Origin of the sequence: Peptostreptococcus anaerobius 653-L (assembly GCF_000178095.1) — a bacterium.
GTDB classification, from domain to species: domain Bacteria; phylum Bacillota; class Clostridia; order Peptostreptococcales; family Peptostreptococcaceae; genus Peptostreptococcus; species Peptostreptococcus anaerobius.
The window spans coordinates 18,721-32,120 of the sequence record NZ_ADJN01000057.1 but is presented as its reverse complement, the minus strand read 5'-3'; the positions used below and the strand labels follow the sequence as shown (position 1 = coordinate 32,120).

The window sequence follows — 13,400 nt, the reverse complement described above, 5'->3', positions numbered from 1 at the left end:
CTAAATTGAAAGATAATATTAGTAAACTATGGTATAATTTAAATATAAGAAGACTATAAGGGTGAATTTGGGAGGCGAGATGTTTAAATCGGTTAAAAATCTAGGATTTTTGGAAGTTTTTTTTAGGTTTACGTGTATGTTATTCTGGCCTCTATATTGGTACAAGTGGAGTGTAATAACAATTGCAAACTACAACGAGATATTGTTTAACATATATTTGGTGGTTTCAGGATTATTTTTAATTGTTTGCACAATGGTATATATAATTAAAAAGTCCACAACAGGAATTTACTATTTGTATAGGATGGTACTGATACTTACATATCTTGAGTCCTTGTACAGTTTTATGGTGGCTCCTAGGAATATTGAGGCTCTGTATGTCAAAATTATACTTTGTGTCCTATTGTTGCTAGTGTCTAACAAGTTGATAAAAAAGGATAAAAATGATACAGGTGTTGTAGGTATTCTATCCTCAATACTAATATTAGTATTGACTTATTTTTATTAGACCTCTTGTTCGGTCATAATTTTATTTGTTGGCGCAATTTTGGTCTTAGCCTAGTTTTACTTGTCAGCTAAACTTTTAGAATACCCACTAAATTAGTAGACTTTTATAAGAAAAAATGTTATCATAAAAATCGAGGTAGAAATTAATTATTGGAGGAATAAAATGACAGAATTAAATTATTTAGCTAAAATTGGTGATAAAGAAATAACTGCAGCTGATGTTGAAGCAGCTATTAGTAGTATAGACCCATATCAGAGACAGCAGTTTGACAATGAAGAAGGAAGAAAGAGAATACTTGCTGACTTAATAAACCAGGAACTGTTCTATCTTGATGCTATCGAAAATAAGCTAGACCAGGATGAAAACTTCGTTAAAGAAATGGAGTTAATAAAGATTAACATGATCAAGCAGTATGCTATAAACAAAATTATAGCTAGCGTTGAAGTAAGTGACGAAGAAAAGTTAAACTACTATGAAGAAAACAAGGCTCAGTTTGTAAGCCCTGAGATGGTTTCTGCAAAGCACATACTAGTTGATGAAGAAGACCAGGCTAAGGAAATAAAGACTAAAATAGACAAGAAGGAAATGTCTTTTGAAGATGCAGCTGTTGAGTACTCTAAGTGTCCATCAAATATGAAGGGTGGAGACCTTGGCGAATTTGGCAAGGGTCAGATGGTACCTGAATTTGAAGAAGCAGCTTTTGCTCTAGAAGTTGGAAAAGTATCTGAACCAGTTAAGTCTCAGTTTGGATACCACATCATAAAGGTTGAGTCTCACAAGGAAGAGGGGCAGCTTGAATTTGAAGATGTTAAGGATGAAGTTGCAAATGCAGTTGCTTACAAGAAGCAGAATGAAGCATTTGTTGGTAAGTTGACTGAACTAACTGATAGATATAAGGATATACTAGTAATCAATAAGTAATTTTAAAATTACTATATCATATTATTAGTATTTGTAAAAATGGAATATTAGACACTCTTGGGTATATCCTATAGGGTGTCTTTTTTTTGTATATCTGATATAATATTGGTATGGTTTGTTTAGACCTAGCTAGTCTAAACTATGTATTTAATATTAAAAGTATTTTAATTGGGAGGATAAGATGATAGATATAGATAAGGCTCAAAAAGCCGTAAGAGACCTTTTGATTGCTATTGGTGAAGACCCAGATAGGGAAGGTTTGGTTGATACTCCTAAGAGGGTAGCAAAGATGTATAAGGAAGTTTTGGCAGGCTATGATGATGATCCTAGTGAATATCTATCAAGGGTATTCAAGGCTGATGATGCCGATTGGGTATTGGAAAAGGACATCCACTTTTATTCCATGTGTGAACACCATATGCTACCGTTTTTTGGCAAGGTCCATATAGCCTATATACCAAATGGCAAGGTTACTGGACTCAGTAAATTGGCTAGGCTTGTGGAAGTCTATGCTAGAAGACTCCAGCTACAGGAACAGATGACAGTTCAAATTGCCGATGCCCTTGTAAAAGAGCTAAGTCCTCTAGGTGTTGTCGTGATAGTAGAGGCTGAGCATATGTGTATGACTATGAGAGGTATAAAAAAGCCGGGTACTATAACAGTGACCCAAGCTACTAGGGGTAGATTTAAGGAAGACCACAATTTACTCATGTCTATTAGGGAGCTGATCAAATAAATGATAAATGAAAATAAGTACCTAATGCCTAGGATAGAAAGTCTTATGGCAAGTCGAGAATTTAAATATTATATATCTAAGATAGAAAAACTTGAGCAAGATAGGATTTATTGTGGTCACGATATAGATCATTTGCTATCCGTAGCTAGGATGATGTATATTATAAACCTCGAGGATGGCCTAGGTCTTGATAAGGAATTAATATATGCTGTCGGTCTTCTTCATGATATAGGAAGGGTTGACGAGTATGAAAAAGGTATTGACCACCATGTAGCTAGTTGCAAAATAGCTGACAAACTCATGCAAGATGCTGGTTTTTCAAGCAAAGAGATAGACATTAGTCTATATGCCATTGGCAGGCATAGGTCTTGCAAGGAAGAAGTAGCCACTTGTGGAACAGAGAATAATAGCCCAAAAAATGAGAATCAAAAAAACGAGAACCAAGATAATAAAAGACAAAGGCTAGCAGACCTACTCAGGTATGTTGATAAGAAGTCGAGACTCTGTTATTACTGTGGGACTAGAGACACTTGTAAGTGGTCTGATGACAAGAAAAATAAAAGATTGTTGATATAAATAGAGGGGGATTTTATGAGGATAGGAAATAAGAATTTTGATACAAAAAATAATGTATATATAATGGGTATCTTGAATGTTACACCGGATTCATTTTCAGATGGGGGCAAGTTTAACAATATGGACAAGGCCCTATTCCACGTTGAGGAAATGATAAAGGCTGGTGCAGATATAATAGATGTTGGTGGAGAATCTACTAGGCCTGGCTACACAAAGATATCTGACCAAGAGGAAATAGATAGGGTAGTCCCTGTTCTTGAGGCTATCAGGTCAAGGTTTAACACTTGCCTGTCTCTTGATACATACAAGTCAGGTGTTGTAAGAGGAGCAGGGCATACAATAGACCTTGTAAATGATATATGGGGATTTAAATACGATCCTAATATGGCTAAGACCGTAAAAGACCTGGACCTAGCCTGCTGTTTGATGCACAATAGAAGAGAACACGATTATGTGGATTTTTGGAGTGACCTTCTTGATGACCTTAAGGGATCAGTCAAGCTTGCCCTTGATGCAGGCATTGAAAAAGACAGGATTATGCTTGACGGTGGTGTGGGATTCCAAAAAACATACGAGGAAAACCTAATGGTGATCAATAGGACTGAGGACCTGTGCAAGTTGGGCTATCCACTTTTGATGGCTACCTCAAAAAAATCAGTAATAGGTCTTACAATCGATAAGCCTGTGACAGAAAGAACTATAGCAACACTAGCTACTACAGTTATAGGTATCCAAAAAGGAGCATCTTTTGTCAGGGTGCATGACATAGAAGAAAATGCAGATATAATTAAAATGACAAAGGCCATAATGTCTGAGCAGAAGTGGTCTAAGTAAGCAGGAGGATAAAATGGACACTATAAAGATATATGGCATAGAATTCTATGCCTACCACGGTGTACTTGATAGTGAAAAAGAACTAGGGCAGACTTTTAGGATAGACTGCGAGTTTTCTTTAGATTCGTCAGTATGCAATGACGATATAAATAAGACAGTAAACTACGGTCAAGTAGCCCTAGATATAAAAGAATTTGCCAGCCAAAATAGGTATGATCTTCTAGAGAGCCTAGCCAATAAGCTTGCTAGCTACCTTCTTCAAAAATATGAACTGATGGACGATATCAAATTAGCAGTTCACAAGCCACACGCCCCAATAGCTACAAAGTTTGACGATGTGACTATGACAGTCAGGAGAAAAAGAGAGAGGGTCTACCTTGCAATAGGCAGCAACCTGGGGGATAGGAAGGACAATTTGGACTATGTTGGCAAGGCCATAGATAGCGATCCGAGTATCAAGCTACTTGCCAAGTCATCCTATATAGAGACAAAACCATATGGAGTGCTTGATCAACCGGACTTTTTAAATGGGGCTATAAAGGTTGAGACAATCTATACTCCCAAGGAGTTACTAGACTTTTGTAAGCGTACAGAGAAGCTTGCAGGTAGGGTAGCTACTAGGAGGTGGGGAGAGAGGGTACTCGATGTAGATATACTAATGTACGGCAATAATACTGTTTTTACAGATGATTTAATAATCCCCCACCCTGAAATGCATATAAGAGACTTTGTCTTAAGGCCTCTTGAAGAGATAGAGCCCCACTTGATACACCCTATAAAGAATAAATCTATAAGAGAATTGTTGAAAGAGGTGGAGTAATGAGAAAAACACTTATATTGACCAATAATACAAAGGAAAGGTCTAGCCAGGTCCTGGGATCCATAATTTCCCATTCAAAGATCAAAACCTACATGGACCATATAGATTACGATAGGTATGACAACCTTCTTATGCTTGTTGACCTAGACCAAGTTCTAGGACAAAAGATTAAGTATTTAGATGGCGATAAGACATTTTTGGAGATGACAAATTATGTGAAGGTCAACTTTTTGGATAAAAAAATAAAGTTGGGAGTCCTATTTGATGCCAGCCAGATATACCAATTAAACGAGTGTGTAAGGGTCCTCAAAAATAATGTCATGTCAGCCAACAACTTTGTATTCATAAATAAGGATGTAGAAAATGATTCCATATCATCTGCCCTTGAGATCAGGGAGGAGTTTGACATATTCAATAGCTCTGAAAAGTTAATTGACAAGTCCAAGCTAAAAGAGAGAATAGATGGATTTATTTTAGACCACAAGACCCTAAATCTAGCTTCATGCTCAGCTGATGTACCTAGGTCTACAATACTCGAATATATATACCACGAAGGTTCATTTTATATTATAACTGAGGGTGGGATAAAATTCTCCAACCTCCTGATAAATGAGAGGGCTTCTATAAGTATCCATGATGAATTTACATCTATGGCAAAGGTAAAAGGGCTTGTCGTATATACAAAATCTGAGCTACTTGACCTTAAATCCCAAGAGTATAAGATGGCAATGGCCCTTAGGGGACTTGATGAGAACAAGCTATCTAGGCTTGATATAGACCTATATGTCTTAAAACTAAGTCCTTTAGACTATATATATACAGATTTTAGCCTAAGGGTTGATGGCTATAGTCCATACCAGTTTCTAAATAGCAAAGACCTTAAATAAAACTAAGAATAAATATAGAGTATAGGGGTCACATATGGTATAATTGAATGGTTGAATATTAATATACTAAGTAACGGAGGCAAAATAATGAGTAAAGAATTAGCAGACCTATTGTTTCCTAATGTAGATAAAACATTAGACTACTATGAGCAAATGTACCCAGAGAGAAATCTAGAGAAGGGTGCTAAGGTAACTAGACTAGGTCCAAGTCCAACAGGATTTATACATTTAGGTAACTTGTACGGGGCTCTTGTCGATGAGAGAATTGCCCACCTATCTGGGGGACCGATGTTTTTAAGAATAGAAGATACAGATGATAAGAGAAAGGTTGAGGGAGCAGAGGAACTAATCATAAACTCTCTTAAGTTTTTCGGTATAGAGTTTGACGAGGGTGTGACTATAGATGGTTACAAGGGCGAATATGGACCTTACACTCAGTCAATGAGAAAAGAAATCTACCAGACTGCTGCAAAGTTTTTAACTGAAAAGGGGTGTGCCTACCCATCTTTCGTAACTGAAGAGGAGATGGCTCAAATCAGGGAAGAACAAGAAAAGGCAGGAGTTAACCCAGGCTACTATGGTGAATGGGCCAAGGATAGGGATTTGACTTTGGATGAAATCAAGGCCAAGCTAGATGCTGGTATGCCTTGGACCCTAAGACTAAAATCTACTGGAGACCCAGAAGTTGCCATGAAGTTTAAGGATGGTATCCGTGGAGAAATAAATGTTAGACAGAACAACCTAGATGTTGTAGTCCTAAAGAACAATGGTATACCAACTTACCACTTTGCCCATGTAGTGGATGACCACTTTATGAGGGTAACTGATGTTGTCAGGGGTGAAGAGTGGCTATCAACACTACCAATCCACCTAGAATTATTCTTCCAGATGGGATGGAGAAGACCTAACTACAACCATACTGCTCATTTGATGAAGACAGAGGATGGTAAAAAGAGAAAGCTATCTAAGAGAAAGGATCCAGAGCTATCTCTTGAATACTACATGAGAGATGGTTACTTCCCACAGGCTGTCACAGAATACCTGATGACTCTTATGAACTCTAACTATGAAGAGTGGAGAATGAAGAATCCTGACAAGTCCTATGCTGAATTCCCATTCAAGGCTAAGAATATGTCATCTTCAGGTGCCTTGTTCGACCTTAATAAATTAAACGATATATCAAAAGATGTTTTAGTTAGGTTGTCAGAAGAAGAGATATTAAAGTTTATGCTTGATTGGTCTAATAAGTTTGACCAAAAGGCCCACGACCTACTTACTAAGTACTACGATGAACTTATCAAATTACTTGCCATAGGTAGGGGTGGTAAGAAGCCTAGAAAGGACCTAGTAAACTGTACACAGATCATGAAATTTATAGGCTACTATTTTGAAGAGGACTTTGATTTTGTAGATGAGTTACCAGAGAGAGTATCAAAGGAAGATGCCAAGCTTATCCTAAAGGAATATGTAGATGGATATAGTCAGGAAGATACCAATGAAGAATGGTTTGAAAAGGTAAAGACTATAACAGATGCCCATGGATTCACTTCAAACAACAAGGAGTTCAAGAAGAATCCAGAAGCCTACAAGGGTAACATCACAGATGTGTCTACAGCTATAAGAGTTGCGGTTGTAGGTCGTCAGCAGTCACCAGATCTTTGGAGTATCCAGCAGATTATGGGAAAAGACAGGGTGCTAAATAGAATAGAAAAGTACTTGGATAGATTATAAATAGAAGCTTATACTAATATAAAGCATATATTAGATTTATATTGCGTTGGAGCAAATCGCCAATCCTATTAAGGGGCTATGGTGATTTTTCCAACGCTTTTTATATAAAAACGAACATAATACTAGGATGTCCGGGATTAATGTTCGTAAAAAAGCCTAAAAATACATATTTTTATAAAAAAAATAAAAAAATACGTATTTACCCTTGCAAAAAAGCAAGATAACTACTAAAATATACTTGTAGGATAAAAACATACATTTTTATCTTTAGTTTGTTTAATATACGGATTAATGGCGTACGTTAGGTACGTTTGAATATGAGTTTATTTTTATAAGGAGAATGTTATGGAAAAGTTAGAACAGGTATACGAAGGAAAAGCTAAAAAAGTATTTAAGACAGAGAACCCTGACTATGTGATAGTGTCTTATAAGGATGATGCTACTGCTTTTAACGGTTTAAAGAAGGGAACAATTGAAGGAAAGGGTGTAATAAACAACCTTATGTCAAATAAGTTGTTCGAATACCTAGAAAAGAACGGAGTAAATACTCACTTTGTTGAGACTATAGACAATAGAGATACAGTTGTTAAGCATGTTGAGATAGTGCCACTTGAAGTAATAGTAAGAAACGTTGCTGCGGGATCATTCTCTAAGAGACTTGGAGTAGAAGAAGGTACACCTTTTGATCAGCCTACAGTAGAATTTTCATACAAGAACGATGATTTAGGCGATCCACTGATCAACGATTCATTCGCACTAGCACTTAAGCTTGCTACTCAGGAAGAAATAGACCAGATAAAGTCAATGGCTTTAAAGGTAAATGAATTGTTAAAGGACTTATTCCTTGAATGTAACATCAAGCTAATAGACTTTAAGCTTGAATTCGGACGTTTCCATGGACAGATAATACTAGCAGACGAAATATCACCAGATACATGTCGTCTATGGGATAAAGAAACAAATGAAAAATTAGACAAGGATAGATTCAGAAGAGACATGGGTAACGTTGAGGGGGCCTATGCCGAAGTAAGAAGACGTCTTGGATTCTAGGAGATAAAATATGGTAGAGGAAATAATGACAGGATTAGGCGAAGAGTGCGGTGTATTTGGAGCCTATGACCTAGCGGGAGATGATGTTGCTTCATATGTGTATTACGGTTTGTTTGCCCTACAGCACAGGGGCCAGCAGTCTGCAGGTATATCTGTAACTGATACTACGGGTGAGGACAACAACGTTATGTATCACAAGGATACAGGCTTGGTCAATGAAGTATTTGACAAGAAGAGCCTATTATCACTTAAGGGAAACCTTGGTGTTGGTCACGTTAGATATTCTACAGCTGGTGGAACAGGTAGGGAAAATGCCCAACCTTTTGTTATCCACTATACTAAGGGTATACTATCAATGGCCCACAACGGTAACTTGACAAACGCTATGGAATTGAGAGATGAATTAGCTGAGACTGGTGCCATATTCCAGGCTAATACAGACTCTGAGTTAATAACATATATGATAGCTAGAGAAAGACTAAATACACTTACAGTAGAAGATGCAGTTAAGGCAGCTACTGAGAGGTTAACAGGTGCATTTTCACTTGTTATATCTAGTCCATCAAAGCTTATAGGTGTTAGAGATCCCCACGGTTTTAGACCACTTTGTATAGGTAAGAAGGAGGATATATACTTCCTATCATCAGAATCTGCAGCCCTAGATACTATAGGTGCGGAGTTTATAAGAGATGTTGAGCCAGGAGAAATGGTAGTTATAGACAAGGATGGATCTTTGACTACACATAGGATATCAAGAGAGACAAAGGCTGCAAGATGTATATTTGAATATATATACTTTGCAAGAACTGACAGTCGTATAGATGGACAGAGTGTCTATACATCAAGGACAAAGGCTGGTAGCTTATTGGCCCAAGAACATCCTGTTGAGGCAGACCTTGTTGTAGGTGTTCCAGAATCTGGACTAGCTGCAGCTATAGGTTATTCACAGGAATCAGGTATACCATATGGTATGGCATTCTACAAGAACTCTTATGTTGGGCGTACGTTTATCAAGCCAAAGCAGAATGAGAGAACTGCCAGCGTTCAGGTTAAACTGAATGTAATCAGGGAAGTAGTAGAGGGCAAGAGGATAATAATGGTAGATGACTCTATAGTTAGAGGTACTACTATAAGAAACATAGTGAGAATGTTAAAGAGGGCTGGGGCTACAGAAGTCCACGTAAGAGTTTCTTCACCACCTTTCAAGTTCCCATGTTTCTATGGAACAGATGTACCAAGTAGTGAAAACCTTGTTGCCTACAACAATTCACTTGAAGAAATCAGAGAAAGCATAGATGCTGACTCATTGGGATACCTATCAGTTGACAGTCTAGGATGCCTATGTCCAGGACTTGACTACTGTGATTCATGTTTCACAGGTAGATACAAGGGTGGTATACCAACAGATGAGCAGGACAGGAAGCCTTGTTCATCAGCCAAGGTACTTTAATACTAGATATCTAAATCTGAGTATTTAGTGCTAGTGTTCAAGTTTATATTAAATTTGCTAACAATAATTTTATAATTATATATTTTTTTAAGAGTGTGTCCTTTTGGGCACATTCTTTTTTTGGATTATGGTAGAATTTATGCTAATCTGATATAATAGATAAGATAATAGTTAATTGCAAAAAGTATAGAAAGGGATAGAAAAATGATTTTAATTTTAGCGGAGAAACCTTCTGTTGCCAAAACAATAGCCTCTTTTTTAAAGGCTAATGCTAGGAAGGAAGGTTATTTTGAAGGAAACAATTATATAGTAACCTATGCAGTTGGTCATTTGATCTCTCTATTCGATATGAAGGACTACGACAAGGAAAGGTACTCTGGATCGTGGAAGATGCAGAACTATCCCTTTATACCTGAAGACAAGTTTAGATTTAAGGTAGATAAGAGCAAGAATAAGCAATTTAAAATTATAAAAGATTTATTAAAAAGAGACGATATTGAATATATAATAAATGCTACAGATAACGATAGGGAAGGTGAGCTTATTTCCTTCCTAATACTTATGATGTCTAAAAATAAGAAGCCTGTAAAGAGGATATTGGTTAATGAATGGACTCCTGAAGATATAACAAGGGGGATGTCTGCCCTAAAGGATGATAGCGAAATGAGAAACCTACAGGCAGCCGGCTATACAAGACTTATAACAGACTGGTTAATAGGGATCAACTTTACTTGTGCTGCAACCTTAAAATACGGTAATGGCAAGTTGCTCAACATAGGCAGGGTAATACTTCCAACTGTCAAACTAGTATACGACAGGGACATGGAGATAAAAAATTTCAAGCCTGAAATCTACTATGAGATAGGGGGCAAGTTTGAACATACAAATGGTATCTATACAGGTAAGTACAAAAAAGGCAAGGAAACCAAGTTCGACAAGCTAGAAGATGCCAGGGCCATTATTGACTCTATTGATAGGTCAAGGGCAGAAATACTAGATAAAAAGGTGACTATGACCAAGGAATATGCTCCCAAGCTATTTTCGCTTACATCATTACAAGGATATATAACTTCGAGATATGCAAGTTTCACATCTGACAAGGTACTATCAGTATGTCAGAGCCTCTATGAAGGTAAGGGAAAGGGAGGATACATAACATACCCTAGGACCGACTCTATATATTTGGAGGAATCCCTTGTAGACAAGGCAAAAAAGACCCTAGAGATAGTGAAAAAGGGTCATCCATGTGAGGATAATATAAAATTTTCAAAGTCCAAGAGGGTATTCGACTCATCAAAGGTTGAGAGTCACTCTGCTATAATACCTACCTATATACTACCTCCTCAGAACCTGACTGGTGATGAAAAGATAGTCTATGAGGCTATTAGGGATAGGTTCTTGGCAAACTTTATGCCACCAGCTGAATATGAGAATACTGAAATCATTACAGGTGTGGACAAGTACAAGTTCTACACTAAGGGCAAGGTCTTAGTGGTCAAGGGCTTTCTTGAAATATACAATAAAGAATCCAAGGCGAGTCTCCTACCTAGGGTTGAAAAGGGAGATAGTGTAGATGTGGTAGATATTGTGCCGGAAGAAAAGACTACTACACCACCAAAGTCATACACTGAAGATACCCTGCTAAAGGCTATGAAAAACTGTGGTAAGAATGTGCCTGATGACGATACTAGCGTTTTATCGGGTTATTCAATAGGAACATCAGCGACTAGGGCAGATGTCCTTAAGAAAATCAAGCAGGTTGGATATGTAAATAAAAAAGGTAAGAGTTATTATATAACTGACTTGGGTATTAATTTAGTAGAGATATTCCCGGTTAAGAACCTCTTCGATGTGGATTTTACAGGTAAACTAGAAAAAAATCTACTGGATATACAAAAGGGGGCCTTCTCAAGGAAGGACTACCTAAATATGGTCTGTGCCTTTATATATGAGAGTGTAAACGAAATCAAGCATGGTCAGGCTAGACCTATAAACACTGATAAGATCGTATATAATCCAAAGACTAAAAAATATGTCAAGGAAAGTCAGCTTAAAAAATATGGTTCAAAAGCCCCTAAGGCCGCCTCAAAAACCAAGATAGACCCAGATACAGGCCTTGAAATAATATCCTCATGTCCTGAATGTGGAGGGGATATAATAGAGTCAGACAAGGCATTTGCCTGCAAGAACTACAAGAATTGTGGCTTTACCCTATGGAAGAATGATTCCTTGCTGGCTAAATACAAGAAAAAACCAAATAAAACTATGGTAAAGTCAATATCCAAGTCCAAAAAGGCAAAGGTAAAAGGAATGGTTGGACCAGATGGTAATAAGTTTGATTCAGAAATTGAATATGAGATTGGACCAGACAAGAAGCTACACCTTAGGATTTTGACCGGCAAGTAAAATTGTGCTATAATCTACTAGTATTAAATAGGAGGCAATATTTTGACGGAGAAAATATTAGAAGAATCTACTAATAAATTGGCTGGATCGGGATGTAAGGTCCTAGTTCCAGAAGAAGATAGAAAATCTTTAAAAGAAATAGAAAAATCAATAACAAAAAGATATAGAAAGAGACTTTGGTCCAAATTTATAAAGGCTATAAAGACATATGAGTTGGTCCAAGAAGGGGATAAGATTGCAGTAGCAATATCAGGTGGTAAGGATTCTATGCTGATGGCAAAGATGTTCCAAGAGCTTAAGAGGCATTCACCAGTTAATTTTGAGGTTGTCTACCTTGCTATGGATCCAGGCTACCATGATTCTATAAGAAAGTTGTTAGAGGACAATTGTGAGTATCTAGATATACCACTTGTAACTTTCGATTCTCAGATATTTGAGGTGGCAGACAGGATAGCTAGTGATTATCCATGTTATATGTGTGCTAGGATGAGAAGGGGAGCCCTATACGGAAAAGCAGAAGAGTTGGGTTGCAATAAGTTAGCCCTAGGACATCATTTTGATGATGTAATTGAGACAACGATGCTAAATGTATTGTGTGCTGGTAATTTTAAGACTATGTTGCCAAAACTAAAATCAACAAACTTTGAAGGTATAGAGTTGATCAGACCCCTATACTATATAAGAGAAGAAGATATTATAAGGTGGATGACATATACTGGTATATGGCCACTTAACTGTGCCTGCATGGTTGCAGCCAAAAAGACAGGAAACAAGAGGTATGAAATCAAAGACTTGATTAAAAACCTGTCCAAGGATTTTACCAATGTAGAAAAGTCCATATTCAAGGCGGCAGAAAATGTAAATGTAGACTCTATACTTGGATGGCAGATAGATGGAGAAAAACACTCTTTCTTGGAGAGGTTCCAAGAGGATGTTTACTAGGAGTAAATGATGGTAAAAGATTTTTATAAAGACGAATACATAGTTGTTGACCTTGAAACAACAGGGCTTGATCCTCTACAAGGTCATGAGATAATTGAAATAGGTGTTACAGAGATTAAAAAGGGAGATATAACTTTAAACTACTCTAGACTTATCAAGCCTAAGGGTATTATATCTAGTTTTATCACAAACCTAACTCATATTTCAAATGAGATGGTTGAGGGTGAAAAGACGCTTGAAGAAGTCTTACCTAAATTTAGAGAGTACATAGGTGATAGTGTTCTAATAGCCCACAATGCGAAGTTTGATATCCCATTTCTAAACTATTATCTTGAAAAGATGGGACTAGAGCCTATTAAAAACTACATATGCACCCTAGAGATGCTAAAGATGAATAAGATGTACCCACTTAAAAAGAAAAGTTTGTCTGCTGCGTGTGATTTTTATGGTATTAAAAATGTAGAGGCACACAGGGCTTATGCGGATACACATGCAACAGCCTTGCTATTTTTGAAGATAAGGGACGAAATCTAGGTTAT

General features: G+C 37.1%; 12 protein-coding genes. All 12 read left to right on the top strand.

Translation table 11 applies throughout. From position 1 onward, the window contains the following. Positions 1–670 precede the first annotated feature (670 nt). The 12 genes from HMPREF0631_RS06690 to HMPREF0631_RS06635 all read left to right on the top strand — a co-directional run bounded on the left by HMPREF0631_RS06690 (position 671) and on the right by HMPREF0631_RS06635 (position 13,395). Positions 671–1,429, top strand: coding sequence for a peptidylprolyl isomerase (locus HMPREF0631_RS06690; protein WP_002844050.1), 759 nt, complete (start codon positions 671–673; stop codon positions 1,427–1,429). Positions 1,430–1,610: 181 nt separating this feature from the next. Beyond that, positions 1,611–2,165: a GTP cyclohydrolase I FolE gene (folE, locus tag HMPREF0631_RS06685; RefSeq protein ID WP_002844047.1), complete on the top strand. Its 555-nt coding sequence runs from the start codon at positions 1,611–1,613 to the stop codon at positions 2,163–2,165. Beyond that, on the top strand, positions 2,166–2,741 hold the full coding sequence (locus HMPREF0631_RS06680; protein WP_002844036.1) for an HD domain-containing protein: 576 nt from the start codon (positions 2,166–2,168) through the stop codon (positions 2,739–2,741). Positions 2,742–2,756: 15 nt separating this feature from the next. Continuing rightward, entirely contained in the window at positions 2,757–3,575 is an 819-nt protein-coding gene (folP, locus tag HMPREF0631_RS06675; protein WP_002844066.1) for a dihydropteroate synthase, read from the top strand. Between the two features lie 13 nt (positions 3,576–3,588). Continuing rightward, the gene (gene folK / locus HMPREF0631_RS06670) at positions 3,589–4,395 is read left to right on the top strand and encodes a 2-amino-4-hydroxy-6-hydroxymethyldihydropteridine diphosphokinase (RefSeq protein ID WP_002844072.1); all 807 of its coding nucleotides are present in this window, start codon (positions 3,589–3,591) and stop codon (positions 4,393–4,395) included. After that, on the top strand, positions 4,395–5,282 hold the full coding sequence (locus tag HMPREF0631_RS06665; protein ID WP_002844101.1) for a pyridoxamine 5'-phosphate oxidase family protein: 888 nt from the start codon (positions 4,395–4,397) through the stop codon (positions 5,280–5,282). The genes folK and HMPREF0631_RS06665 overlap by 1 nt, the downstream gene beginning before the upstream one ends. 87 nt (positions 5,283–5,369) lie before the next feature. Then, positions 5,370–7,013 carry a glutamate--tRNA ligase gene (gene gltX / locus HMPREF0631_RS06660; RefSeq protein WP_002844111.1) on the top strand — a complete coding sequence of 548 codons (1,644 nt, stop codon included), beginning with the start codon at positions 5,370–5,372 and terminating at the stop codon, positions 7,011–7,013. 345 nt (positions 7,014–7,358) lie between these two features. Then, positions 7,359–8,063 carry a phosphoribosylaminoimidazolesuccinocarboxamide synthase gene (purC, locus tag HMPREF0631_RS06655; RefSeq protein ID WP_002844074.1) on the top strand — a complete coding sequence of 235 codons (705 nt, stop codon included), beginning with the start codon at positions 7,359–7,361 and terminating at the stop codon, positions 8,061–8,063. A 10-nt stretch (positions 8,064–8,073) separates the two neighbouring features. Further along, positions 8,074–9,513 carry an amidophosphoribosyltransferase gene (gene purF, locus HMPREF0631_RS06650; protein ID WP_002844115.1) on the top strand — a complete coding sequence of 480 codons (1,440 nt, stop codon included), beginning with the start codon at positions 8,074–8,076 and terminating at the stop codon, positions 9,511–9,513. Between the two features lie 204 nt (positions 9,514–9,717). Continuing rightward, positions 9,718–11,919, top strand: a complete 2,202-nt coding sequence (locus tag HMPREF0631_RS06645) for a type IA DNA topoisomerase (protein WP_002844059.1) — start codon at positions 9,718–9,720, stop codon at positions 11,917–11,919. Between the two features lie 42 nt (positions 11,920–11,961). Beyond that, positions 11,962–12,861 carry a tRNA 2-thiocytidine(32) synthetase TtcA gene (locus tag HMPREF0631_RS06640; protein ID WP_002844037.1) on the top strand — a complete coding sequence of 300 codons (900 nt, stop codon included), beginning with the start codon at positions 11,962–11,964 and terminating at the stop codon, positions 12,859–12,861. Positions 12,862–12,870: 9 nt separating this feature from the next. After that, positions 12,871–13,395 carry a 3'-5' exonuclease gene (locus HMPREF0631_RS06635; RefSeq protein ID WP_002844109.1) on the top strand — a complete coding sequence of 175 codons (525 nt, stop codon included), beginning with the start codon at positions 12,871–12,873 and terminating at the stop codon, positions 13,393–13,395. The last annotated feature ends 5 nt before the right edge of the window (positions 13,396–13,400 follow it).